Source organism: Dyella sp. 05T440 (assembly GCF_056395965.1).
On sequence record NZ_JBFTKN010000002.1, the window covers coordinates 421,973 to 447,335 of the forward strand.

Below are 25,363 nucleotides of genomic sequence, written 5' to 3' on the forward strand. Positions count from 1 at the left end.
GGGTGGCCGCCAGTCGGAACTGGATGAGACGGGGTTTTGTGGGGATTTGGCTAGCCAGTGGAGCCGAAGATGTACCTGTTTGTCTGTGGGAGCGCACCCTGTGCGCGACAACCCTACGAAGCGGTACACCTCAGCGTGGCTGTCGCGCACAGGGTGCGCTCCCACAGGTGCGCAGTGCCGCTCCACGCCTCGGCTCCGCTCTAGGCTCCGCTTCTAGGCTCCGCTCTAGGCTCTTGCCCCCGGGGTCCACGTATGACGCGGCGGGCGGGTGGAGGAAAGCCCGCAGGGTGGCCGCATGGATGCGGCCAGTTTTTCGACAGGACAGGGATGTCCTGTCGAAAAACCCCGTAACCCGACCGCGCACCTGGAGGGCGCAGCCCGGAAGGCGCGTCATCCGGGGGCCCTTCTCTTTGGTTACTTTCTCTTGGGCAAGCAAGAGAAAGTGACCCGGCCTCCGGCAGGAGGACGGAAGCCCGCGGCAGGCGAGCCAGATCGCGATTAGGCGACAATCAAGCGCACTGCCCTGGATCCCGGCCTACGCCGGGATGACGGGCAAAAGCCCCTACGGCGCCCCCTGCACCATGATCTTCCCCAACCCCAACGACTTATTCCGCGGCATCCGCGACAACCGCCCCGCCACATTCCGGGCCATCTCCCGATAGCGCGCAGCAAGATCGGAGTCGGGCATGGCGGCCACCGTCGGCGTGCCGCCGTCGGCTTGTTCGCGAATGCGGATGTCCAGCGGCAGCGAGCCCAGGTACGCCACGTTGTACTGCTCGGCCATGCGGGCACCGCCGCCTTCGCCGAAAATGTGTTCCTCGTGGCCGCAGTTCGAGCACACGTGGGTGGCCATGTTCTCCACCACGCCAAGCACCGGCACCTCGACCTTCTCGAACATCTTCAGCGCCTTGCGTGCATCGAGCAGGGCGATGTCCTGTGGCGTGGTGACGATCACCGCGCCCGACACCGGCACCTTCTGCGATAGCGTGAGCTGGATGTCGCCGGTACCCGGCGGCAAGTCGACGATAAGGTAATCGAGCTGTTCCCAGCGGCTGTCGTTGAGCATCTGCATCATGGCCTGGGTGACCATCGGGCCGCGCCAGATCATCGGCGTCTCCTCCTCGATGAGGAAACCGATCGACATGATCTGCAGGCCGTGCGATTGCAGCGGAATGATGGTCTTGCCGTCCGGCGACTGCGGCTTGCCGCTGATGCCGAGCATGCGCGGCTGGCTGGGACCGTAGATGTCGGCATCGAGCACGCCCACTTTGGCGCCTTCGGCGGCCAGAGCGAGCGCCAGATTGGCCGACACCGTGGACTTGCCCACGCCACCCTTGCCCGAGGCGACCACGATCACGTTCTTCACACCCGGCTGGGGCGCCAGCGTGCCCTGCACCTTGTGGGAGTGCACGCGGGTACTGATCGATACCGACGCCGCGGCGATGGCCGGATCGGCCTCCAGCGCGTGCTTGGCGGTGGCAGCCAGTGCATCGGCCACACTCGCCGCCGGATAGCCCAGCTGGATGTCCACCGATACGCGGTCGCCATCCACGCCCACGGCGCGCACGGCCTCGGCCAGGGGGGCGCCGGTATGGGTATCTATAAGTTCGCCAAGGATCTGGCGGACCAGGGCCTCACTCGCCTGCGTCATAGGGATTCGATGCGATGTCATGGGGGTCACCCATTATGCCAGTGTGCGCAGCCCCCAACGGCCTGCGGCGCTTTCGCAATGCAGCTTGACGGCTTTGCGCCCGGTCGGTCAGGCTCGGAACATACGCTTTCGTACGGGAGGATCATCCATGAAGTCACTGCTACGCATCGCTGTGGTCACTGCACTCTTGCTGGGTACCAGCGCCGTGTTTGCCGCCGAGGTCACCCCGGTAGGCACCTGGAAAACCATCGACGATGAGACCGGCAAGCCCAAGTCCATCGTGAAGATCACCGACGAAGGCGGCGAACTGAAGGCCACGGTGGTGGAAGTGCTGCAGTCCGACGAGGGCCCGCACCCGATCTGCAAGAACTGCGACGGCGAGCGCAAGAACAAGCCGGTCGAAGGCATGAACATCATGTGGGGCGTGCACAAGGACGGCGATATCTGGGACGGCGGCAAGATCCTCGATCCCAAGACCGGCAAGATCTACAAGGTGAAGCTGCAGCCCAGCGAAGACGGCAGCAAGCTGACCGTGCGCGGGTATATCGGGTTCTCGCTGCTCGGTCGCAGTCAGGAGTGGCAGCGCCAGCCGTAAGCGGCACTGCTCTTGTGGGAGCGCACCCTGTGCGCGACTGCGGCACGATGTCATGTTGCGGCAGTCGCGCACAGGGTGCGCTCCCACAAACAGCAAGCGGCGCGTTCAGTCCGCCGTAGCCTCGGCGCGATGCACCGCCACGCCGTGCGCCGAAAACGACGCACGCGTCGCGCGATCCGCAGAATGCTCCACCACCAGATGCTGCACGCGGGCCAGTTCGGCCACCTGATGTGCAGCCACGGCGCCAAGCTTGTCGTCGGTCGCCACGACCACGGCTTCATCGCTCGCCTCGATCATCGCGCGCTTGAACAGCGCTTCCTCGCTGTCGAAGCCCCACAGGCCATGGGCGGCATCGATGGCGCAGGCGCCGGGAAAACACAGGTCGGCACGCACCCGGCGCACCTGGTCCACGGCTTGCGCGCCGGTGGCCCCGCCAATCGTGTTGTCGATGCGTCCGCCGATCAGCAAGACATCGAAGCCCTCGCGATCGAGCAGCACCTGGGCGATATGCGGGGCATTGGTGATCACGGTCAGCCGCGCATCACGAGGCAAGGCGGCCGCAATCGCCGCGTTGGTGCTGCCCGCGTCGATCAACAGCGTCTGGCCGGCCTGCACCAGACTCGCCGCCTTGCGCGCCAGCGCTTGCTTGCGTGCGGAATGTTCGTTGCGCCGCTGCTTCAGCGGCGTCAGCGTCACCGTGGGCAAGAGAGCGCCGCCATAGACGCGCTTGCACAGACCCAGCGCCGCCAGCTCGCGCAGGTCGCGGCGTATGGAGTCTTCCGATACTTCGAAGGCGAGCGCCAATTCCGCGGCCACTACGCGTCCTTCGGCACGCAGGCGTTCGAGGATGCGTTGCTGGCGTTCTTCCGGCAGCGCGTTGCTGTCGACACTGGCGATGGGCGACTTAGCCATGGGATGCCTCGCGCGCGGATGCTTCAAGCAATTCCAGTTCCACCAGGCGCTGGCGCAGGCCATCGGCATCGCGGAACCACCAGCCCTGCATGCCCAGCGCTTCGGCGGCGGCCACATTGCGGGCCGAATCGTCGATATACAGCGCCCTCGACGGATCGACCGCGTAGCGTTCCAGCAATCGCTGGTAGATGCGCGAGTCGGGCTTGATCAGGCGCTCCTCCCCAGACACGACAATGCCTTCGAACCATTGCAGGAACGGGAAGTGCTGCCGTGCGATAGGGAACGTTTCCTGCGACCAGTTGGTCAGCGCGAGCAACCGCACGCCGCGCGCTCGCAGTTCGGCCAACAACGCGACGCTGGCCTCCATCGCGCCCACCAGGGTTTCCTCCCAGCGCAGGTGGTAGGCGTCGATCAGCTCGGCGTGTTCGGGAAAACGGCCGCGCAGCAAAGCGGTCGCTTCCGACCAGGGACGTCCCGCATCCTGTTGTTCGTTCCACTCGCTGTTGCAAACCTCGCGCAGAAACCAGTCGATCTGCGCCTCGTCGTCGATCAGCTGCCGATAGAGACGGCGCGGATCCCAGGCAATCAGCACGTTGCCCAGATCGAAGATCACGGTGTCGATGACGGGGCTGCTCACTTGACGATCCTCGCGGAGAACGACACCAGCACCAGCAGGCCGGCCACGCCGGCAAACGCCATGGGCAGGCTGCTGACATGCGCCACCAGACCGATCAGCGCAGGACCACTGAGCAAGCCCACGTAACCGAGCGTGGTCACCGTGGCGATCGCGATCGCGGGCGAGGTATTGGGCAGACGCCCTGCCGCACTGAACATCACCGGCACGATATTGGAGGCGCCCAGCCCGATCAGCACGAAACCCAGCAGCGACATCACCACGCCCGACACGCAGGCCACCAGCAGGAACCCTGCCGCAGCCAGCGCCGCGCCGAAGCGCATGGCCGACTCGGGGCCATAGCGTCCGACAAAGCGGTCGCCGGAAAAACGCCCCACCACCATCGCGGCCGAGAAGAACGCATAACCGAAGCCCGCCGATGCCGCCGATACGCCGCGGACGTCGCGCAGGAACACCGCACTCCAGTCCAGCATGGCGCCCTCGGCGAGAAAGCTCACGAAGCACAGCAAACCAAGCAGCCATGCCAGCGCGTGCGGCATGCGCATCGGTTCCTTGCGCGGTGTATCGGCCGTCGGCGCGTCATCGAGCAGGTCACTGCGCAGCCACAGCACCACCGCGGCGAGCAGGATCGCCAGGACGCTGGCGGCCGCCGTGAGCGGCACGCCCATGGCCAACAACGCGCTGGTCAGGGCCGCGCCAGTGAGGCCGCCCACACTGAACAAGCCGTGGAAACCGGACATCAGTCGCCCGCCGTCGAGGCGTTCCACATCGACAGCGTGCGCATTCATCGCGACATCCACCGCGCCCAGCACCACGCCGAAATACAGCAGCACGGCAATCAGCGCGGTGATGTTGGTGACCATGGCCAGCGCCGGCAGCGCCAGGCACATCAACAGGCCCGAGGCGACGATCAGGGTGCGATTGCCGAGCCGGTGGGCCAGCCATCCCACGAACGGCATCGACAGCATCGAGCCGCCGCCGAACGCGAGCAGCGCCAGACCTAGCTGGGCATCATCCAGCCCCAGTCGTGCCTTGGCATAAGGCACCATCGGCGCCCAGGCGGACATGCCGATGCCCGACACCAGGAAGATCAGCCGCGTCGCCCGTCGGGCGCCCGCGAGTGAGGCCGTATCGGGCTTGCCGGCAATCGCAGCGTCGGAAGTGGAGTTCACGGCATTCCCGTTGATGGAAAGATTCGGACTAAATGTACATAAACGTGCAAGATCGTGCAATCACGGATTGGCGGCGATGTTCCGCGCCCGGTATCAGGCTGCCATGTTCGCGCAATCGGGCGAGCTACGACACGCGTGATGCCATCGGCAGCGCTGGTCGAGTTTCGCAGACGTCCAAACGACGGCATCCGGCAGTGACACGCCCACCCCATGTCATAATGGACAACCCCCTCAAGACCGTTGCCGCCCCATGAGCCGACGCCTCCTCGTCACCAACGCGCTGCCCTATGCCAATGGCCCGCTCCACCTGGGTCACCTGCTGGGTTACATCCAGGCCGACGTCTGGGTGCGTGCGCAGCGGATGCAGGGCAACGAGACCATCTATGTATGCGCGGACGATGCCCATGGCACGCCGATCATGCTGGCAGCGGAAAAGGCCGGTTTGTCGCCGGAAACCTATATCGAAGGCATCCGCGTCGGCCACGAAGCGGACTTCGCGGCCTTTGGCGTTGCGTTCGATCATTACCACTCGACGCACTCGGAAGAAAACCGCGAGCTCGCCTCGCTGATCTACACGCGCCTGCGCGACGGCGGCTACATCGGCCGCCGCGATATCCAGCAGCTGTACGATCCGGAAAAGGACATGTTCCTGCCCGATCGCTACATCAAGGGTATCTGCCCCAACTGCAAGACGCCCGACCAGTACGGCGACAACTGCGAGAATTGCGGCGCGACCTACGCGCCCACCGATCTGATCAACCCGTACTCGGTGATGTCCGGCGCCACGCCGGTGCTGCGCGATTCGGAGCATTACTTCTTCGAGCTGGGCAAGTTCGAGCCGCTGCTGCGCGACTGGTTCGCCGGCAAGTTCACCGATGGCCAGCCCGTCGCCAACAGCGGCGTCACGGCGAAATTGCGCGAATGGCTGGACAGCGGCCTGAAGGACTGGGACATCTCCCGCGATGCGCCCTACTTCGGTTTTCCGATACCCGATGCGCCCGGCAAGTACTTCTATGTGTGGCTCGATGCGCCGGTGGGCTATCTGGCCAGCTTCAAGGCCTTGTGCGATCGCACCGACCTGCACTTCGAGGATTTCCTCGCACCCGACAGCCGTGCCGAGCTGCACCATTTCATCGGCAAGGACATCATCAATTTCCACGGCCTGTTCTGGCCGGCGATGCTGCACGGCGCGAATTTCCGCACGCCGACGGCGCTGCACGTGAACGGTTATCTGATGGTCAATGGCGCGAAGATGTCCAAGTCGCGCGGCACCTTCATCATGGCGCGCACGTACCTGAGTTCGGGCCTTAACCCGGATTTCCTGCGCTATTACTTCACCACCATGCTCAGCGATACGCCGGTGGACGTAGACCTTGACCTGAAGACCTTCGAGGAACGCGTCAACTCGCACCTGGTCGGCAAGTGGGTGAATATCGCCAGCCGCACCGCGGGCTTCGTGCACAAGTATTTCGACGGCCGTCTCGCCCCCGCCTTCAGCGCTGAAGAACAGGAGCTGTGGCGCGAACTGCTCTCGCTCTACGGCGACGTTCCCGCCTTGTACAACAGCGGCGAGTTTGCCGAAGTAGCGCGCCGCTTCGTGACCATGGCCGACATGGTCAATGGCTACATCGCCGCCAAGGCGCCGTGGGCCATGGCCAAGGACGAGTCGCGCCGCGACGAACTGCATCAGGTCTGCTCGTTTGCGCTGGCGGCGTTCCGCCTGCTCGCCGGGCTGCTGAAGCCGGTAGTGCCGGCCACGGTGGAAGCAGCCGAGCGTTTCCTCGCCGCCCCGATCAACGGCTTCGACGATGCACGCGCCGAACTGCACAACCACACCATCAACGCGTTCGAGCCGCTGCTCGGCCGCATCGATCCCAAGCAGGTCGAGGCCATGGTGGAAGCGTCCAAGGATTCGCTTGCACCTGCCGAAAGCAAACCTGCCCCCAAGAAAACCAAAGAACCCGCCAAGACCATGACTGAAGCCAGCACCGCACCGACCGCCGCACCCGAAGCCCCTGCCCTCATCGGCATCGACGATTTCGCCAAGCTCGACCTGCGCATCGGCAAGGTCACCGCCTGCGAATTCGTGGACGGTTCGGACAAGCTGCTGCGTTTCGAACTGGATGCCGGCCCGCTGGGCACGCGCCAGATCTTTTCGGGCATCCGCGCGGGCTACGGCGAGCCGGAAAAGCTGCTCGGCCGCAACGTGGTGTTCATCGCCAACCTGGCGCCGCGCAAGATGCGCTTCGGTGTGTCCGAGGGCATGATCCTGTCTGCCGGCGACGGCGGCAGCGACCTGTTCCTGCTCGACGCCGACCAGGGCGCCAAGCCCGGCGCTACCGTTCGCTGAGTGCCGCCCACCATCGACACAACGTGGGTGCTGATGCCAGGCATTGATGGCACGGGCAACATGTTTTCTTCGTTGACGTCGCACTGGTGCGGTAGGGAGCCTTATCTATGTATCGCCTATCCGGCCTCGCTGTCCGCGAGGCTGGAAGCTTACGTAGAGCACGTGGCTCAGCAGATCACCTCGTTAGATCGCGTGGTGCTCGTCGCCGAATCCTTTTCCGGCCCGATTGCCATCCTGTTGGCAGCGAAACTGGGACCGCGGCTTGCCGGCCTCGTGCTGTGCGCGAGTTTTGCCACCACTCCCCACCCACTCGTTGGGCTTGCTCGCCGCTGTCCCGCTATGCTGATCGAACACGGCAAGCGCCAGGCTTTTCTTTTGCGCCGTTATTGCGTTGGCAGCAATGCCGAACCGGACCTCGTCCAGCGACTCTCCAACACACTGAGGGGAGTCGATAGCGCGACGCTGGCGCAGCGTTTGGCTGCGCTAGAGCGTCTGGACGTCAGGGCATCCCTGCGAGAGCTGGTAGCGCCCATTCTTTTGTTGCAAGCGGGCCATGAGCGTCTGCTGAGTGGACCCGCCGTGAGGAACCTTGTGCTTGCCGCACCACAAGCCACCGTAGAGTCGATTGATGGGCCACACCTGCTCCTGGAGGCGAAGCCGAAGGCGTGCTTCCAGGCCATGGCCCGATGGAGCGCCGGCTACGACTTCGCCCTTGGCACCTTCGCCGCTTAAACTAACCCCATGACTTTGGCTACACCCTCCCTCGCCGACCGCATCGATGCCCTGCTGCCGCAGACGCAATGCGAGCAATGCGGTTACCACGGTTGCCGCCCGTATGCGGAGGCGATCGCGAGCGGTGAGGCGAAGATCAACCAGTGTCCGCCTGGGGGTGCCATCGGCATCGCCAGGCTGGCAGCACTGCTGGAGGTGCCCGTGCTGCCGCTCGATCCGGAGCACGGCATCGAGAAGCCACGCACGCTGGCCCGCATCATCGAGGCCGATTGCATCGGCTGCACCAAATGCATCCAGGCGTGTCCGGTGGATGCGATCGTCGGCGCGTCCAAAGTGATGCACACCGTGATGAGCGACGACTGCACGGGCTGCGAACTGTGCGTGCCGGCCTGCCCCGTGGATTGCATCGTGCTTGAGCCAATGCCGTTGGCACAGGTCGACGACCCGGCCCACGCGGATGCATCACGCGCCCATTTCCAGCGACGCGAAGTACGACTGACGCGCGAACGCCAGCGCCGCGAGGACGAGCTGGCCGCGCGCAAGGCCGAGGTGGCCGCCATGAGCACGCCGACCAATCCTGTGCTCGCCGCGCTCGCGCGGGCCAAGGCCAAACAACAAGGAAAGACCTCGTGAAGAAGGCCGACATCGTCGAGCTGTTCACCCGTCTGCGCGAAGTCGATCCGCATCCCACCACCGAACTCCACTACACCACGCCGTTCGAACTGCTGGTGGCGGTGGTGCTGTCGGCGCAGGCGACCGACGTGGGCGTCAACAAGGCGACCAAGAAGCTGTACCCGGTGGCGAATACGCCGCAGGCGATCCTCGATCTGGGCGAGGAGAAGCTCAAGCAATACATCAGCACGATCGGCCTGTTCAACAGCAAGGCCAAACATGTGATGGCCTTGTGCAGGATCCTGGTCGAGCAATACGACGGCGAGGTGCCGCAGACGCGCGAAGCGCTGGAGGCGCTGCCCGGCGTCGGCCGCAAGACCGCCAACGTCGTGCTCAATACCGCCTTTGGCCACGCCACCATCGCGGTGGACACCCATATCTTTCGCGTCTCCAACCGCACCGGTCTCGCCCCGGGCAAAGACGTGCGCGCGGTGGAAGACAAACTCGAAAAAGTGGTGCCGCTGGAATTCAAGCAGGACGCTCACCACTGGTTGATCCTGCATGGACGCTACGTGTGCAAGGCGCGTAAACCCGACTGTCCACAATGCGTCATTCGCGATTTGTGCCGTTACAAGGACAAGACGAAGGCCTGACCAATTGCTTCGCTGAAAGGCCACGCGAGCAATCCACTTGCTTGATCACGCCTCATCAGTTACGCCAGTAACGACTTCGCTGCAGCGTCGCAGCGGTCAGGTACGCGCAAGCGCAATGCGATGTCGATGAGCGCGCCGATGACGATGCCGTGACGAATATAGGTCACTAGTCACGGCGCAGGCTGTCGTCGTATCGACATCTTGTGTGCAAACCATCCGTTTCGTTGGCAACCACCATCGCGCTGCATGCACACGTTGATGTGCCCATGTCATCGACGCGACATCTCGCACGTCGATGCCTCCACGCCGTTCGTCACATGCAAGCGGCAAGGTGTTGCAGTCTTCAGTCATGCAGGCAAGAAATACCTGTGACTAGTGGCATAGAACATGTGGCGAGGGCCTTTAAACCTCATAAATTCCTCAGTGTTTCGTGCGAGTTCCTCAAGCATGAAACGCTGCATCGACCTAACGTTGAGCCTCCCCCGGAACTCCCCCGTTAGGAGGCACCACCATGAAGCGCTTCATCCTCCCCGCTCTCGTGGCTGCACTAGGTTTCGCCAGCGTCGGCACCGCATACGCCTCGGTCGAAACCTATACTGTCAGTATGAATGGCTACGCCGTCATTGGTTTCGTTGGAAACACTCCGGCCGATTTCGCTCGCGCCCAACAGAAGGCGAATGGTTGGGAAACACAGCGTCACCTGATGTTGAAGCCGCAGTCGATCAAGGCTGTTGCCATCGACCAGTCGTCGGGCGTCGCCCTCAACCAGACTGAGCTGCGCGCAGCCATCGTGCAGGCCGCCCTGGCCAAGACTCCCTGAACGCACGTCATTCACAGTTTTATCGGCGCCCCCCCCATACGCGTCGAAACAGGAAGGAAAACGGCGAGCGAGCAGACTCGCCGTTTTCCTTTTTGTCGTGCCTGATTGACGCCAGCCGTCTCACTTGCCACCGTGACGCCTGGGCAGGCTCAAAGCAGCCCGGGAAAAGATCCACAAAAGGTAGTGCACGGATCATGCGTCCAGGCGGCGGCCTGGACCGTGCCGCCGCCAAGTCCGTCACGGGTGCGAAGGCATGCATATTCTGCTGGTCGAAGACGATGCCGAGCTGGGCGGTGCGATCAGGCACGCGCTGGAACACCAGTCCTATGCGGTGACCTGGCTGCGCGACGGTCGCCAGGCCATGGAAGCGCTGCGTGGCGATCCCGTCGACCTGGTCCTGCTCGATCTGGGCCTGCCTGGCAAGGATGGCCTGGAAGTGCTCGCCGAGGCCCGGCGCTCCGGCGTGAAGACACCGGTGCTGGTGATGACCGCCCGCGACGCGCTCGAAATGCGAATCCGCGGCCTGGACCTGGGCGCTGACGACTACCTGGTGAAGCCTTTCCACCTGGGCGAGCTCGCTGCCCGCATCCGTTCTCTCACGCGCCGTACACAAGGCCTTGCCGACAACCTGGTGGAAGTCGGCGGCCTGCGTCTCAATCTGGCCACGGCCGAAGTGGAGTTTCGCGGCGAGCGCGTCACCCTGACGCGCCGCGAGTTCGCCCTGCTCCGCGTGTTGATGGAGCGCGCCGGTCGTATCGTGCGTCGTGAGGCGCTGGAAAACTCCGTCTATGGGCTCGACACCGTGGTGGAACGCAACGCCATCGAAGTGCAGGTGCACTGGCTGCGCCGCAAGCTGAGCCCCGAGGTGATCCATACCGTGCGCGGCATCGGCTACATGATCCCCCGCGAGCCGCAATGATCACTCAGCCGATCAGCCTGCGCACCCGCCTGACCTGGCTGATCATCGCCGTGATGGTCGCCGTGCTGATACCGCTTGGCTGGATCAGCTATCGTCGCGAACTGCGCGAGATGAACGAGCTGCTTGACGGTCGTCTCGCCCAGGCTGGCCGCACGCTGGGCACGCTGATCGCGCACGGGCAACTGCCGCTGCACGAGGCGGACCTGCCATCCATCGCGCAGGGCACCACCAGCCATCGACATGGCGTGGTGGTGTCGGTACATCCGCACAACTACGAGCCCGAGGTCGGGTTTCAAGCTTACGATCCGCAGGGCGAGCTGATTGCCGCCACTTCGAATTTCGCCGACCTGCCGCCGCCGACCCGCGAAGAGCGCGGCTTTCGCGACATCCAGCGCGAAGGCAAGCAGTGGCGTACGTTCACCCTGCAGAATCGCGCTGACCTGGTGATCCGCATCGGTGAACAGTCCGACAACCGCGCGGACATTGCGCGCGGGCTGGTGATCGAGCACACGCTGCCGCTGCTGGTGGGACTGCCGTTGCTGGCGCTACTGGTGAGTCTCGCCGTCAAGCGCGGCCTGCGCCCCGTCGCCGTGCTCACCGAGATGCTGGATCGTCGCACTCCCGGCAGCCGAAAGCCGATGCCTGCCGATGTCGCGCCCGGCGAAATCAAGCCGCTGATCGTGGCGCTGAATCAGCAACTGGAACGGCTTGAAGACGCATTGGACCGTGAACACCGCTTCGCCACCGATGTCGCCCACGAACTGCGCACGCCGCTGGCGGCGACCATGATCCATCTCGAAAGCGCCATGATCGCGGACGACCCCACTGAAGTGGAGTTCACCGTGCGCCACGCGCAGCAGAGCATGGCGCGGCTGGGGCGACGCATCGAACAGATCCTGGCGATGGCCCGGCTCGAAGCCGGCGCCGCCTCGCAACAGCGCACGCCGATGGACTTGATACGCATCGCCACCGAAGTGATCGAGGAGCTGGCGCCGCTGATCGCCGAAAAGGACATCTCGCTCAGCCTCACGCACGACGATGACATGGCTGTCGTGCTTGGCCACGAGGTGGCGCTCACCGCCATGTTTCGCAACCTGATCGAGAATGCCTTGCGCTATACGGAAACCGAAGGCCAGGTGGATGTTTCCGTGCGCCGGGATGGTGCGCAAGTGGTGATCGATATCTCCGACAACGGTCCGGGCATACCCGAGGATCGACGACAGGCGGTTTTTCAGCGATTCCATCGCGAAGTGGAAAGCGCGACGCGCGGTTATGGTCTGGGGCTGAGCATCGTGCAGCGAGCAATCGAGTTGCACGAGGCGTCCATTGAGTTGCTGGAGTCACCGTTGGGGCGGGGGTTGCTGGTGCGTATCCGGATGGCCGCAGCGTCGGGCTAAGCGGCATCGCCCGCTGCTTTTGCTCGTCATTCCGGCGCAGGCCGGAATGACGAGCTGGAGAGCAAGCCGCGCCTGCCAAAAGGTTTCCACAAGATTGCCTTGCCATCATGGCCAGCGTCGGGCCCCAGGCCTCCAGGCTGCAACGTCCATGCTTGCTCTTGTCCGAATCGCCCTGTCACGACCGCTGACCTTCATCGTGTTGGCCGTGCTTATCCTGATCGCCGGCCCGCTGGCCGCGCTGCGCACACCCACCGATATCTTCCCCAATATCGGTATTCCGGTGATCAGCGTGGTGTGGAGCTACAACGGGCTGCCGCCGGACCAGATGTCCGGCCGCGTCGTCTATTACTACGAACGCCAGCTCAGCACCTCGGTCAACAATATCGAGCACATCGAATCGCAGTCGCTGCCCGGCATGGGTATCGTCAAGATCTTCTTCCAGCCCGGCGTGGACATCCGCACCGCCACGGCGCAGGTGACCTCGATTTCGCAGACGGTGCTCAAGCAGATGCCGCCGGGCATCACGCCGCCCCTGATCCTCAATTACAACGCATCCACCGTGCCGATCCTGCAGATGGCGCTGTCGAGCACGAGCCTGTCCGAGGCGAAGATCCTCGATCTCGGCCTCAATGTGATGCGTCCGATGCTCACCTCGGTGCCGGGTGTCGCCGTGCCCACGCCCTACGGCGGCGCTGCCCGCCAGGTCACGCTGGATCTTGATCCGCGTGCGCTGGCGGCGAACGGTTTGTCCGCGCAGGACGTGAGTAACGCGCTGGCCGCGCAGAACCAGATCATCCCGGTCGGCACGGCCAAGATCGGCATGGCCGAGTACCACGTGCAGCTCAACAACAGCCCTGACGCGGTCGACGAGCTCAATCAGCTGCCGGTCAAAACGGTGCATGGCGCCACCATCACCATCGGCGACGTGGCCCACGTGCGCGACGGCGCCGCACCGCAAACCAATGTGGTGCGCGTGGATGGCAAGCGCGCCGTGCTGATGCCGGCGCTCAAGGTGGGCGATGCATCGACGCTGGCCGTGGTGTCCGGCATCAAGCAGCTGATGCCGCGGGTGCTGGAGTCGCTGCCTGCCAATCTGAAGGTCTCGTTGCTCAGCGATCAGTCGATCTTTGTGAAGGCGGCGATTTCGTCGGTGGCGCGAGAGGGCGTCATCGCGGCCCTGCTTACCTCGGTGATGATCCTGATCTTCCTGGGCAGCTGGCGGTCCACCGTGATCATCGCGGTGTCGATCCCCCTGGCCATCCTCTCGGCCATCGCCCTGCTCTCGGCCACGGGGCAAACGCTCAACGTGATGACGCTGGGCGGACTCGCGCTGGCAGTGGGCATCCTGGTTGACGATGCCACGGTGACTATCGAAAACATCAACTGGCATCTTGAGCAAGGCAAGGACGTCCGCACGGCAATCATGGACGGCGCCCGACAGATCGTGACGCCGGCCTTTGTATCCCTGCTGTGCATCTGCATCGTGTTCGTGCCGATGTTCCTGCTGGACGGCATCGCGGGTTTTCTGTTCCGGCCGATGGCGCTGGCGGTGATCTTTGCGATGGTGTCGTCCTTCGTACTCTCGCGCACCCTGGTGCCGACGCTGGCGATGGCCCTGCTCAAACCCCATCACACCGAGAAAGGTCCGGGCGATCACCCGGAGGACAATTACCTCAACCATCACGAGGGCGACCAGCCGGCGCGACGCGGGCGGCGTGCGCTCGTTGCTTCCATGGTTCGATTCCAGCAGCGCTTCGAGCACCGTTTTTCGCAGGCGCGTGACGTGTACCACGCCACCCTGACAGTGGCGCTTGCCCATCGCCGCCGCTTTGTCATCGGCTTTCTTGGTTTCGTCATCGCATCGTTCGCGCTGATGCCCCTGCTTGGTCGCGACTTCTTCCCTGACGTGGATGCCGGCGCCATCGCCCTGCACGTGCGCGCCCCCATGGGCACGCGGGTCGAAGAAACCGCGGCCGAGTTCGACCGCATCGAACATGCGATACGCCAGGTCATTCCAGCCGACCAGCTGGACACGGTGATCGACAATATCGGCCTGCCGCTGTCGGGCGTGAACATGGTCTACAACGCCAGCGGCACCATCGGTCCGCAGGATGGCGACATCCAGGTCGTGCTGAAAGAAGACCACGCGCCGACCGCCGATTTCGTGCGCGAGCTGCGTGCGCGGCTGCCGCGCGAATTTCCCGGCACGCAGTTTGCGTTCCTCCCGGCCGACATGAGCTCGCAGATCTTGAACTTCGGCGCGCCGGCGCCGCTGGATATTTCCATTGCCGGCCGCGACCTCAAGGCCAATGAAGCGTACGCCAACGACATCCTCAAGCGCCTGCGCGGCGTGCCCGGCATCGCGGACGTGCGTCTGCAGCAGAGCAGCAGCTATCCCCAGCTCAACGTGACAGTGAACCGCACCCGCGCCGACCGCCTGGGCGTGACCGAGCGCGACGTCACCAACAGCATGGTGGCTTCGCTGGCCGGCAGCTCGCAGGTGGCGCCGACGTTCTGGCTCAATCCCAGGAATGGCGTGTCCTATCCCATCGTGGCCGCCACGCCGCAATACAAGATGGACAGCATGGCCGACCTGGCCGGCCTGCCGGTGACGCCGGCCGGCAAGGGCGCCAGCCAGGTGCTGGGCGGACTGGCCACGTTCACGCGCGTGCCCAGCGCGGCGGTGGTTTCGCATTACAACATCCTGCCGTCGTTCGACATCTATGCGGCCGTGCAGGATCGCGATCTGGGCGCGGTAGCGGGCGACGTGCAGAAGGTGCTGGACCAGTTTGCCGCTTCGCGTCCCAAGGGCACGCTGGTCAGCCTGCATGGCCAGGTGGGCACCATGAACGAGGCCTTTGGTGGATTGGCGTTCGGCCTGGTCGGGGCGATCGTGCTGATCTATCTGCTGATCGTGGTGAACTTCCAGTCGTGGCTGGATCCGTTCGTGATCATCACCGCCCTGCCCGCCGCGCTCGCCGGCATCGTGTGGGTGCTGTTCCTCTCGCACACCACGTTGTCGGTTCCGGCGCTGACCGGCGCCATCATGTGCATGGGCGTGGCAACGGCCAACTCCATCCTCGTCGTCAGCTTCTGTCGCGAGCGCCTGGCCGAACATGGCGATGCGGTGAAGGCCGCGCTCGAAGCCGGCTTCACGCGCTTTCGTCCGGTCTGCATGACCGCGCTGGCGATGATCATCGGCATGTTGCCCATGGCGCTGACGCACGAACAGAACTCGCCGCTGGGCCGCGCCGTGATCGGCGGTCTGCTGTTTGCGACGTTCGCCACCCTGCTCTTCGTCCCTGTGATCTTCAGCATCGTGCACGGCCGCACGCAGACACAGCTCGCATCCGATTCCGCCTCTGGAGTACCCATCCATGTCGCATGACGCCACCATCGGCACGTCCACGCGCACGCCCAGGCTCGGCCGCGCCGTGCGCATCGGGCTAGCGCTGGCCCTGCTCGCCACCATCGCCGGCATTTCCGTGCGCGCTTATGACTACCACCGCGTCGTGAAGTGGACGAACGCCCAGGTCACCCCAAGCGTGCAGCTGGTCACCCCGGAGGGAGGCCACGGGCAAGCGAACATGACGCTGCCCGGTCGTCTGGATGCGTGGATCGGCGCGCCCATCCACGCGCGCGTCAGCGGCTACCTCAAGAGCTGGAGCCACGACATCGGCAGCCAGGTCGCCGCAGGCCAGTCGCTGGCCGAGATCGATACGCCGGAACTCGACCAGCAGTTCGAACAGGCCAAGGCCAACCTCGCCCGCGCACAGGCGAATGCACGACTGGCCGCGCTCACCGACAAACGCTGGAAGAACCTGCTCCAGTCCAATTCCGTCTCCAAGCAGGAAGCCGACGAAAAAGCCGGCGAAGCCGAAGCTGCGCAGGCCAACGTGCTCGGCGCGCAGGCAGATGTCGATCGCATCGCCGCGCTGGAAGCGTTCAAGCACATCACCGCGCCGTTCGCGGGCACGGTGACCGCACGCAACACCGATATCGGCGACCTGATCAGCGCCAACAGCGAGAACGCGCCGGCCCTGTTCACCGTGTCGGACACCACGCGCATGCGCCTCTACGTGGAAGTGCCGCAGGGTTATGCCGACGCCATTCGCCCGGATATGAACGTGCAACTGGACGTGCCCGATCACCCGGGCGAGCAGTTTACCGGGCGCCTGATCGGCAACTCCGGCGCGGTGAGCCAGACATCCGGCTCGCTGCTGGCGCAGTTTGAAGTGGACAACCGCAAGGGCGAGCTGCTGCCCGGCGCCTATGCCGAAGTGCATCTGCCCATGACTGGCAACAGCCATGTGCTTACCGTGCCGGCAACCGCTCTGATCTTCCGCGCACAAGGACCCCAGCTCGCCGTCATGGGCGCCGACCACAAGGTCCAGCTGCGCGATATCCACATCGCGATGGATCTCGGCGACCGCTTGCGCATCGACAAAGGCCTCAAGCCCGGCGATCGCGTGATCAATCATCCGTCCGACTCACTGACGCAGGGCGATCTGGTGCAAGTGGCGGCCGTGGACAATGACGGCGCAGCCAAGCCGGAGTGAAGCCATGATGCCCGTGCTCTCTTCCCTGCGTCGACTCGCGCCGTTGGCACTGGTGGCGCTGTTGCCGGCCTGCTCGCTTGCACCGGCCTATACCAAGCCGGACGTCGGTACCGTACCTGGCAGCTACGCCGGCCAGACTTCCGACGGCCTGTGGTCACCCGCGCATCCATCCGACATTGCGGCGCGTGGACCGTGGTGGTCGGTGTATGCCAACCCGACGCTGGATCGCCTGGAGCAGCAACTCGATGCCTCCAATCCGACGCTTGCCGTCGCCTTGGCGCGCTATGACGCAGCACGCGCGCTGCTGGGCGAAGCGCGTTCGGACCTCTATCCCACGTTGGGCGTAGTGGCCGCCGATTCGCGCAATCGTCAGTCGAATAACCGTCCGCTGCGCGGCAGCGGCCAACCCAACGAATACAGCGCCGAGACCTTGGGTTTCGGGCTGGGTTACGAGCTCGATCTCTGGGGGCGCGTGCGCAACGAAGTGGCTGCCGGCAAGGCGAACGCGAACGCAGCGCAAGCCGATCTCGCGTCGGTGAAGCTGAGTCTTGAAGCACAGCTTGCCGATCTGTACCTGCGGCTGCGCGGCTACGACGTACAGGAGCGCATCCTCACGGACACATTGGATGCGTACCAGCAAGGCCTCGACCTCACCCAGCGGCGATTCCAGGGTGGCGTGGCCTCGGGCCTCGATGTGAGCCGCGCGAAGACACAACTGTCAGATGCCCAGGCACAGGTATCGGACGTGCAGGCGCAACGTGCGTTGACCGAACACGCCATCGCCACGTTGGTGGGCGACTCGGCGTCGCGCTTCTCGCTGCCGGTCGACAACGCACCCATCAAGGTGCCCGCGATTCCGCTTGGCGTGCCGTCGCAATTGCTGGAGCGTCGCCCCGATATTGCTGCCGCCGAACGGCGCGTGTTTGCCGCCAATGCCGAGATCGGCGTGGCGCGTGCGGCATTTTTCCCTCGCTTGAGTCTTTCCGCTGCCTTGGGTTGGCAGGACACCGGCATGGGCAATCTGTTGAGCGCCGGCAACCGTTACTGGGCGCTCGGCCCGGATCTGGCGATGACGCTGTTCGATGGTGGCCTGCGCCGCTCCAAGGTGCAGGCCGCGCAGGCGAACCTGGATGCGGCGGCGGGCCTTTACCGCGGCGTAGTGCTCGACGCGTTCCAGCAAGTGGAAGACAACCTCACCCTGCTGCAACAGCTCGGCAAGGAGGCTCATCAGCAAGACGATGCCGCCAGTGCCGCAGGCGATTCGCAGACCATCGCGACCAATCGCTATCGCGAAGGCGCAGTGAATTATCTCGACGTGGTGAGCGCACAGACGGCCGAACTGCAGGCCGAACTCAGCGCGGAACAAGTGCGCACACGACGTCTGCAGGCCAGCGTGGATCTGATCCGCGCGCTTGGCGGCGGCTGGGATGCAGCCCAGCTGTCGACCACCGCCAACGCGATGGCCGACAGCACGACCCAGGCCCGCTGACGCGACGGTACCTACTCCGTTGCGACCGCCCGGGGACCCAAGGAGCCCTCATGTGGAGAGAGGGGAGGCACGAGGGCTCCTTTCATGACGAGCGAGCCTATGCCGCCCGTCGTACGCCTTCGACGCGTTGATTGAGCTGCTGCCAGTCCACAATCAGCTCACAACCGCGTGCCGACGCGTTCCTGCTCCATTCGCGCAGCAATTCCAGGCATGCCTGATCGACGTGATGCAGTCGATCCACCTGCAGTTGCAGGCGCGTGTTCGGCGGCACGCTTTCCAAGGTACGCGCCACCGACGGCACGCGCAGAAACGTCGCCGAACCTTCCAGGCGCAGCGATGCCATGCCTGGTTCGTCGTGATGATGCAGGCCCACCTTGAGTCGCGACGAATGCAGCGCGAGGCGGAACAGCGACAAAGCGAAGCCGATCAGCACGCCGGCCAGCAGATCGGTGGCGACAATGGCCACGGTGGTTGCGACGTAAATCCATGCGGTGCCCTTGCCGTACTGCGCCAGCGAGGTCACCTGCTTGAAGTTCACCATCTTGACGCCGGTGTAGACCAGGATGCCGGCCAGGCAGGCTACCGGCGTCATGCGCATCAACCATGGCAGCAGCATGGCAAACACGAGTAGCCAGCTGCCGTGCAGGATGGTCGCCATGCGCGTGGCCGAACCGGCCTGCACATTCGCCGCGCTGCGCACGATCACGCCCGTCATCGGCAATGCGCCGAACAAGCCGCAGATGGTATTGCCGATGCCTTGAGCGGTGAGCTCGCGGTCGTACCTGGTGCGGGCGCCGTCGTGCATGCGATCGACCGCCGCCGCAGACAACAATGTCTCGGCACTGGCGATGAAGGCGAACGTCAGTGCGGCGATCAGCAGCGACGGTTCCAGCAGGCTGGAGAGACTGCTCAACGTTGGCATCGATACAGCGGCCATCAGGTTCGACGGCACATCCACCGTTTTCACCGCCAGGCCCGCGAACTGCACGGCCGCCGTCAACGCAACCACTGCCAGCAAGGCGCCGGGCACGAAGCGCAGTTTCGCCGGTCGCAATTTCTCCCAGCCCAGCATGATCGCAATGGTGGCCACACCGACGCCCAGTGCGGACAGGCTGCCCACCTCGCCTTGCACCGCGTCGATCACTGCGCCCGGCAACGCGGCGAAGTTCTCCAGGCCTCGCGCCTTGGGCAAGCCATCCATCAGCACATGCAGCTGCGAGGCCACGATCAACACACCGATACCCGACAACATGCCCGCCACCACGGCCGGCGAACACATGCGGAACCACACGCCGACGCGACACAAGCCGGCCGCGATCTGGATCATGCCGGCCAGCAGTACGACCGGGCCCAAGGCGGCTACGCCATAAGCGCGCACCAGTTCGAACACGAGCACGGCAAGGCCCGCCGCCGGTCCACTCACCTGCAATGGTGAGCCGGCGACGGCGCCCACGATGATGCCGCCGACGATGCCGGTGATGAGTCCCGCTGCTGGCGGCATGCCCGAGGCGATGGCGATACCCATGCACAAGGGCAAGGCCACCAGGAACACCACGATGGAACCGAGCAGGTCACGCCCGAACAGTCCCTGCTTGAAGTAGTTGCTGATCACGACGACGTCCTCAGGCAGCCGACGCCGCAGGCACAGCGAAGCGCGCATGCGGCGTCGCTTCCGGAAAGCCCGCCGTGCCGGGCTCGATCTGCACGAAGCGACCCTCAAGTGCATCAAAGCCCTTCAAACCGGCATGCTCGATGTCATACACCCAGCCGTGGATGCGCAGTTGTCCGCTGGCCATGGCGGCCGCCACGGTGGGCAGCGTACGCAGGTGTTCGAGCTGGCCCACCACGTTTTCTTCGGTGAGGCGACGCAGACCTTCCGAGCCCTGCAGGCCCGGTCCGTTCTGATCTACCACGTAACGCGCAACATCCGCATGTTTCATCCATGCCGCGACCGACGGCATGTCCTGCACCAGCTCGGGATGTTGCAACGCCTTCATCGCGCCGCAGTCGGAATGGCCGCAGATCACGATGTGGCTGACCTTGAGCACCTTCACCGCATACTCGATCGCCGCCACCACGCCGCTCACGTGCTGCGCATACGGCGGCACGATGTTGCCGATATTGCGATACACGAACAGCTCGCCAGGCTGCGCAGAAAACATCAGTTCCGGCATCACACGCGAGTCGGCGCAGGTGATGAACATGGTGCTGGGACTCTGCCCCGCCGCCAGCTTCCGGAACACTTCGCGCTGCGCGGGAAAAACCTCGTTGCGGAACTGTTCGAAACCTTCGATCAAACGCTTCATGCGAATACTCCAGACAAGAATCGGGTACGACGCCCACGGCGCAACGCGCGCCAGAGGAGGCGACGAAAAAAAGAGAACAGATGGCCGACGCCAAGCACAGGCACGACGGGCGCGCCGCGCTAGCGGGTCAGTTCACTGACGGGACCATGGGAGGCGGCAGGCCTAAGCCATGCACGCGATGAGAACGCGCCGCTTCAGCGGACGCGATTCAGGCGACTTCGGGTGGGCGCAGCAGTCGCGCGGGGTCGTGCGGGCTCAGCTCATCGTGCAGCGAGCGTGGAGCATGGTGGGGCATGGGCGCCCACAGGTAAGCCACATCAAAGGGATGGAGGATGTCGTCCATGCCGCTGCTGGTGTTGTCTTCCAGCGAGCCGTGCTCGCTGTCGTCGGCCGCGCTATCGGCGACATCGTCGGCCGTGACCAGCGTGGCCAGCGCCTTGTCAGCCGACGATGCCGGTGACAGCTGCGCCGGACGAACAGGCGTGCCGACCAGCAATAGCAGGCCGAACAAACACGCCAGAAACGCGGCGAAACGAGAGCGGTGGAGACGCGAAGTCATGCCGCGACGTTATCGGAAAGCGCATGAAAATCGCAAGACCTTGCGAGAACTCCATCGCGCATTTTCTTGCATGCGCCAGCAAACATTCATTTTCGCCGGGCGCTGTCATCGCGCAGAAACACCCGGCCGCAAAAAGAAAAAACGGCGGGCCAGAGCCCGCCGTTTGTCCATCCCTGGGTAGAACTCCCTTGCGATAGCCGTACCGCCGATCCGATTAGAACGGGTAGTAGCGGAAGGAGGTGAAGAACATGTTCTCCGTGGCCTTCGGCGAAGCAAGGCCATTGGCAACCGGACCGCTCACGCCATTGATGAAGCCCTGGCCCGGGAACGCTTCCTTCTGGGTGTACGAGTACTGTGCGCCGAACTGCATGCGACCGAACTTGCCCTGGTAGAACTTCCACCAGAAGCCCGCCGTGCCCTGCCAGATCTGGCGAGCGTTGCCCACGCAGTTGCTGTTGCCGGCGATGTCGCAACCGCTGTTGTTGTAAGCCGGGTTGCCATAACCGAGGGCGACGGTGCCCGCGTTGTAAGCGGTGAAGTCCTTCTTGCTGGCAGCTTCGCGGCCACCGAACAGATAGATGTCCAGATCCGGATTGGTGTGCCAGGTCAGACCGGTCAGCATCATGTTCTCCTTGATCGGAGCCAGATTGCCGTTCGGGCTGAAGGTCACGTCGGAGAGCTGGGCGCTGCCGTAACGGCCGATGCCCTTGCCCGACATGCCGGAGAACTGCCAGTCGAGGGTCTTGTCGATCAGCGGCAGGATCACGCCCAGACCCCAGCCACCGCCGTAGGTGTTGTGGTTCTGGTAGCTGCCGTTGACGGCATAACGGTTGTAGAAGGCGCGGCCGAGGCCGAACAGCTCGTAGTGACCGAAACCCGGGTCAGCCGCGAACTTCACCACCACATCGGGGATGTGGTTGAGCGACAGCGTGTTGGCCGAGTCGAAACCCGAACCCGCGGTCATGTTGTAAGCCGTCTGCTGCACCGGCGCCTTGGCCTGGTTCGGGCTCGAATAGAACGTGGTCTGCGGGTTCTCGATGGAGACGCCCAGCCAGTACTTCTTGTCCCAATCCTTGACCAGGCGGATCTGCGCCTGACGTGCCCAGGTGAAGCCCGGGATGTACTGCGCGTCGATCTGCGGCGGCATCTGCTCGCCGCGCGGCATGATGCCCTTGCTGTTGAGCGTCAGCAGCGACCAGTTCTGGCCGGCCAGCAGGTGCAGGCCCGAGGTGTCCCAATCGGACGTCAGGTACACGTTGCGGATACGCGGGTTGAACGAGTTGCTCTCGTTCGAGTTCGCGGTCTGGGCGCCGCCCAGGAAGTCCAGTTCGATGTAGCCGGCCAGATGCGTGGTCGGATCCACGTCACCCTGGGCCAGGGCCGAGAGGCGGCTCTGGCGGGCGGTCATGCGGAACTCGTTCATGTGCGCGGTCTGCACGTTCTTGTACGGCATCGAGCTGTAGTTCGATGCGATGTCCGCGCCTTCGTTGGCCGAACGGTAGATCGTTTCGGCAGCGAGGAAGCCGCCGAGCGTGATGTTCACGCCCTTGTAAGCGATCTTGTCCTGCGACTTCTTGACCGTCGCGTCGGTCGTGGCGACCTGCTTCTGCACCTGCTCCACAGCCTGGCCGGTCGACACGTTGATATCGGACTGCGCGTCAGTGCGCTGCTCGAGCTCGACGACCTTGGCCTGCAGGGCCTGCAGCTGGGCCTTCAGCGCTTCGATCTCGGCGTTCTGCGTCGACTGGGTGCTGGTCTTGGTGCTGGCGCCGGCCGGGTCGGCCATGACGTGGAAGCTGGTAACGCCCAAACCGGCAGCAATGGCCACCGCGAGCAACTTGGAACGCATGGAATATCTCCGCATGTAGGTAAGAATCACCTGGACCGCCCCCTTCGATCTCCGGCCGTCCAAGCAGGTTCGGTGGGCAGGATGGGCTTCGGGCTTTACCGTTACATGGACGTTATGTGACAGAACGGAGACATGCGTTCGCGCACGTACGGATCGTCCGCCCAACGCCGCAGTGGACTTGGGGTCGCCGCCCCGGCTGATATGCTTAGGCGATGGATAAGCTCAATAACAGCATGGCGGGCCGCATGGCCGAGCGGTTTCGCGGCTTCTTGCCGGTCATCGTGGACGTTGAAACCGGCGGCTTCGATGCCGAGCGCGATGCGCTGCTGGAAATCGCCGCTGTCATATTGCGCATGACCCCCGAGGGCTATCTGCAGCCCATGCCGGCGGTCTCGGCACACGTCCACCCCTTCCCCGGCGCCAATATCGACCCGCGCGCGCTGGAGATCACCGGCATCGACCCGGACAACCCGCTGCGCGGTGCACTGGACGAGCGCCTGGCGCTGGACCATGTGTTCAAGCCGATCCGCGACGCCATGCGCGACATGGATTGCCAGCGCGCCGTGCTGGTGGGTCACAACGCCGCGTTCGACCTGGGTTTTCTCAATGCGGCCGTGCGCCGCGTCGCCCACAAGCGCAACCCGTTCCACCCTTTCAGCTGCTTCGACACCGCCACGCTGAGTGGGCTTGCCTTCGGCCAGACGGTGCTGAGCAAAGCCGTGCAGGCCGCAGGCATTCCCTTCGATACGCGTGAGGCGCATTCGGCCATTTATGACGCGGAGCGGACGGCGGAGTTGTTCTGCACCATCGTCAACCGCTGGCGCCGGTTGGAGGAGTTCGAGCGGGACCAGATCGGCATCGAGTCGATGTGAAGGCACCAGGGGACTCGCTCGGATTTCGGGCGACGATTTAATCCCCTGCGTTATCAGTGCCATATGACAATTCCCTGCAAGTTGTCATATCGCTGAAACATTGAGCTCATTTCATTGCAACACGGCGCGCATGAAATAACGGCGGGCGGGAATCCCCCGAAACCCTTATCGCTAAGGAGCAACCGTGTTGATCTCAACCAAATCTCTGACTCGCATCGGCACGGCCGCGGTGTTCGCGACGGCCTCGCTGTTTGCCATGGGCGCGCAGGCGACCGACATCACCGGCGCTGGCTCGAGCTTCGTCTACCCGGTGCTTTCGAAGTGGTCCGCGGGCTACGCCGAAAAGACCGGCAACAAGCTCAACTATCAGTCCGTCGGCTCGGGCGCCGGCGTGGCGCAGATCAAGGAAGGCACCATCGACTTCGGCGCCACCGATGCTCCGGTGAAGGCTGAAGACCTCGCACAGTTCGGCCTGGGCCAGTTCCCGGTCGTGGTGGGCGGCATCGTGCCGGTGGTGAACATCCCGGGCATCGAAGCGGGCCAGGTCAAGCTGGACGGCACCACCCTCGCCGACATCTTCCTCGGCAAGATCACCATGTGGAACGACCCGCGCATCGCCGCGATGAACGCTGGCGTCAACCTGCCCTCCAAGAAGATCACCGTCGTGCATCGCTCGGATGGTTCGGGCACCTCGTTCAACTTCACCAACTACCTGTCCAAGGTCAGCACCGACTGGGCCAGCAAGGTCAAGTTCGGCACGGCGGTTGAGTGGCCGACCGGCGTGGGCGGCAAGGGCAACGAGGGCGTTTCGCAGTACGTCAAGCAGATCGTCGGTTCGATCGGTTACGTCGAATACGCCTATGCCGTGAAGAACAAGATCAGCTGGGTGAACCTCAAGAACGCCGCCGGCCAGGTCGTTGCGCCGAGCGCCGATGCGTTCGCCGCTGCCGCTGCCACGGCCGATTGGGGCAGCGCCAAGGACTTCAACGTGATCATGACCAACGCCTCCGGTGCGCAGGCATGGCCGATCACCGCGACGACCTGGGTGGTGATGTACAAGAAGCCCAAGAACGCCGAGCACACCAAGGTGGCGTTCGAGTTCTTCAAGTGGGCGCTCGAGAATGGCCAGAAGGACGCCGCTTCGCTCGACTACGTCGCGCTGCCGGACACCCTGGTCAAGAAGATCGAGGCTTACTGGAGCACCGAGTACAAGCACTGAGGCTGGCGTCTCGCCGGTCACGCTACGGCAACCGGCGAGTCCTAAGCTGATGGCTTGACCGCA

Annotated in this window: 21 protein-coding genes; 13 read left to right on the forward strand and 8 right to left on the reverse strand. The window is 64.2% G+C overall.

Annotated elements, in window-relative coordinates; genetic code table 11:
• Positions 1-562 precede the first annotated feature (562 nt).
• Positions 563-1,651: an iron-sulfur cluster carrier protein ApbC gene (apbC, locus tag AC1DE1_RS03705; protein ID WP_477175865.1), complete on the reverse strand. Its 1,089-nt coding sequence runs from the start codon at positions 1,649-1,651 to the stop codon at positions 563-565.
• Positions 1,652-1,799: 148 nt separating this feature from the next.
• On the opposite strand from apbC, the gene AC1DE1_RS03710 reads away from it, so the two are divergent.
• Entirely contained in the window at positions 1,800-2,246 is a 447-nt protein-coding gene (locus AC1DE1_RS03710; RefSeq protein WP_477175866.1) for a DUF2147 domain-containing protein, read from the forward strand.
• A gap of 105 nt (positions 2,247-2,351) precedes the next feature.
• On the opposite strand, the gene AC1DE1_RS03715 is transcribed toward AC1DE1_RS03710, so the two are convergent.
• The 3 genes from AC1DE1_RS03715 to AC1DE1_RS03725 are packed head-to-tail and all read right to left on the reverse strand — an operon-like array spanning position 2,352 to position 4,964.
• On the reverse strand, positions 2,352-3,158 hold the full coding sequence (locus AC1DE1_RS03715; RefSeq protein WP_477175867.1) for a DeoR/GlpR family DNA-binding transcription regulator: 807 nt from the start codon (positions 3,156-3,158) through the stop codon (positions 2,352-2,354).
• Positions 3,151-3,795, reverse strand: coding sequence for an HAD family hydrolase (locus AC1DE1_RS03720; RefSeq protein ID WP_477175868.1), 645 nt, complete (start codon positions 3,793-3,795; stop codon positions 3,151-3,153). The genes AC1DE1_RS03715 and AC1DE1_RS03720 overlap by 8 nt, the downstream gene beginning before the upstream one ends.
• A complete protein-coding gene (locus AC1DE1_RS03725; RefSeq protein WP_477175869.1) occupies positions 3,792-4,964 on the reverse strand; it encodes an MFS transporter in 1,173 nt (390 codons plus the stop codon). The genes AC1DE1_RS03720 and AC1DE1_RS03725 overlap by 4 nt, the downstream gene beginning before the upstream one ends.
• Before the next feature lie 250 nt (positions 4,965-5,214).
• On the opposite strand from AC1DE1_RS03725, the gene metG reads away from it, so the two are divergent.
• From metG to AC1DE1_RS03775, 10 genes are all read left to right on the forward strand, one after another.
• Complete coding sequence (metG, locus tag AC1DE1_RS03730) at positions 5,215-7,314, forward strand: methionine--tRNA ligase (protein WP_477175870.1); 2,100 nt, start codon at positions 5,215-5,217, stop codon at positions 7,312-7,314.
• 33 nt (positions 7,315-7,347) lie between these two features.
• Positions 7,348-8,046: an alpha/beta fold hydrolase gene (locus tag AC1DE1_RS03735; RefSeq protein ID WP_477178900.1), complete on the forward strand. Its 699-nt coding sequence runs from the start codon at positions 7,348-7,350 to the stop codon at positions 8,044-8,046.
• A gap of 9 nt (positions 8,047-8,055) precedes the next feature.
• Positions 8,056-8,679 carry an electron transport complex subunit RsxB gene (locus tag AC1DE1_RS03740; RefSeq protein WP_477175872.1) on the forward strand — a complete coding sequence of 208 codons (624 nt, stop codon included), beginning with the start codon at positions 8,056-8,058 and terminating at the stop codon, positions 8,677-8,679.
• Complete coding sequence (nth, locus tag AC1DE1_RS03745) at positions 8,676-9,311, forward strand: endonuclease III (RefSeq protein WP_441603503.1); 636 nt, start codon at positions 8,676-8,678, stop codon at positions 9,309-9,311. The genes AC1DE1_RS03740 and nth overlap by 4 nt, the downstream gene beginning before the upstream one ends.
• Before the next feature lie 511 nt (positions 9,312-9,822).
• Positions 9,823-10,131, forward strand: a complete 309-nt coding sequence (locus AC1DE1_RS03750) for a hypothetical protein (protein WP_441603504.1) — start codon at positions 9,823-9,825, stop codon at positions 10,129-10,131.
• Positions 10,132-10,384: 253 nt separating this feature from the next.
• Positions 10,385-11,050 (forward strand): response regulator, encoded by a 666-nt coding sequence (locus AC1DE1_RS03755; RefSeq protein WP_477175873.1) that lies wholly within the window; start codon positions 10,385-10,387, stop codon positions 11,048-11,050.
• Positions 11,047-12,447, forward strand: a complete 1,401-nt coding sequence (locus AC1DE1_RS03760; protein ID WP_441603506.1) for a sensor histidine kinase — start codon at positions 11,047-11,049, stop codon at positions 12,445-12,447. Before AC1DE1_RS03755 ends, AC1DE1_RS03760 begins: the two co-directional genes overlap by 4 nt.
• Positions 12,448-12,595: 148 nt before the next feature.
• Positions 12,596-15,835 (forward strand): efflux RND transporter permease subunit, encoded by a 3,240-nt coding sequence (locus AC1DE1_RS03765; RefSeq protein WP_477175874.1) that lies wholly within the window; start codon positions 12,596-12,598, stop codon positions 15,833-15,835.
• On the forward strand, positions 15,825-17,006 hold the full coding sequence (locus AC1DE1_RS03770; protein ID WP_477175875.1) for an efflux RND transporter periplasmic adaptor subunit: 1,182 nt from the start codon (positions 15,825-15,827) through the stop codon (positions 17,004-17,006). The genes AC1DE1_RS03765 and AC1DE1_RS03770 overlap by 11 nt, the downstream gene beginning before the upstream one ends.
• 4 nt (positions 17,007-17,010) lie before the next feature.
• Positions 17,011-18,495 (forward strand): efflux transporter outer membrane subunit, encoded by a 1,485-nt coding sequence (locus tag AC1DE1_RS03775; RefSeq protein WP_477175876.1) that lies wholly within the window; start codon positions 17,011-17,013, stop codon positions 18,493-18,495.
• A gap of 97 nt (positions 18,496-18,592) precedes the next feature.
• On the opposite strand, the gene AC1DE1_RS03780 is transcribed toward AC1DE1_RS03775, so the two are convergent.
• From AC1DE1_RS03780 to AC1DE1_RS03795, 4 genes are all read right to left on the reverse strand, one after another.
• Complete coding sequence (locus tag AC1DE1_RS03780; RefSeq protein WP_477175877.1) at positions 18,593-20,155, reverse strand: SulP family inorganic anion transporter; 1,563 nt, start codon at positions 20,153-20,155, stop codon at positions 18,593-18,595.
• The gene (locus tag AC1DE1_RS03785; protein WP_477175878.1) at positions 20,118-20,801 is read right to left on the reverse strand and encodes a carbonic anhydrase; all 684 of its coding nucleotides are present in this window, start codon (positions 20,799-20,801) and stop codon (positions 20,118-20,120) included. Before AC1DE1_RS03785 ends, AC1DE1_RS03780 begins: the two co-directional genes overlap by 38 nt.
• Before the next feature lie 208 nt (positions 20,802-21,009).
• Positions 21,010-21,360, reverse strand: a complete 351-nt coding sequence (locus AC1DE1_RS03790) for a hypothetical protein (RefSeq protein ID WP_441603512.1) — start codon at positions 21,358-21,360, stop codon at positions 21,010-21,012.
• A gap of 214 nt (positions 21,361-21,574) precedes the next feature.
• Entirely contained in the window at positions 21,575-23,209 is a 1,635-nt protein-coding gene (locus AC1DE1_RS03795) for a hypothetical protein (RefSeq protein WP_441603513.1), read from the reverse strand.
• Between the two features lie 212 nt (positions 23,210-23,421).
• On the opposite strand from AC1DE1_RS03795, the gene rnt reads away from it, so the two are divergent.
• Together rnt and pstS are read left to right on the forward strand one after the other, a co-directional pair.
• Positions 23,422-24,081 (forward strand): ribonuclease T, encoded by a 660-nt coding sequence (gene rnt, locus AC1DE1_RS03800; protein ID WP_046970448.1) that lies wholly within the window; start codon positions 23,422-23,424, stop codon positions 24,079-24,081.
• A 184-nt stretch (positions 24,082-24,265) separates the two neighbouring features.
• Complete coding sequence (gene pstS, locus AC1DE1_RS03805) at positions 24,266-25,300, forward strand: phosphate ABC transporter substrate-binding protein PstS (protein WP_477163853.1); 1,035 nt, start codon at positions 24,266-24,268, stop codon at positions 25,298-25,300.
• The last annotated feature ends 63 nt before the right edge of the window (positions 25,301-25,363 follow it).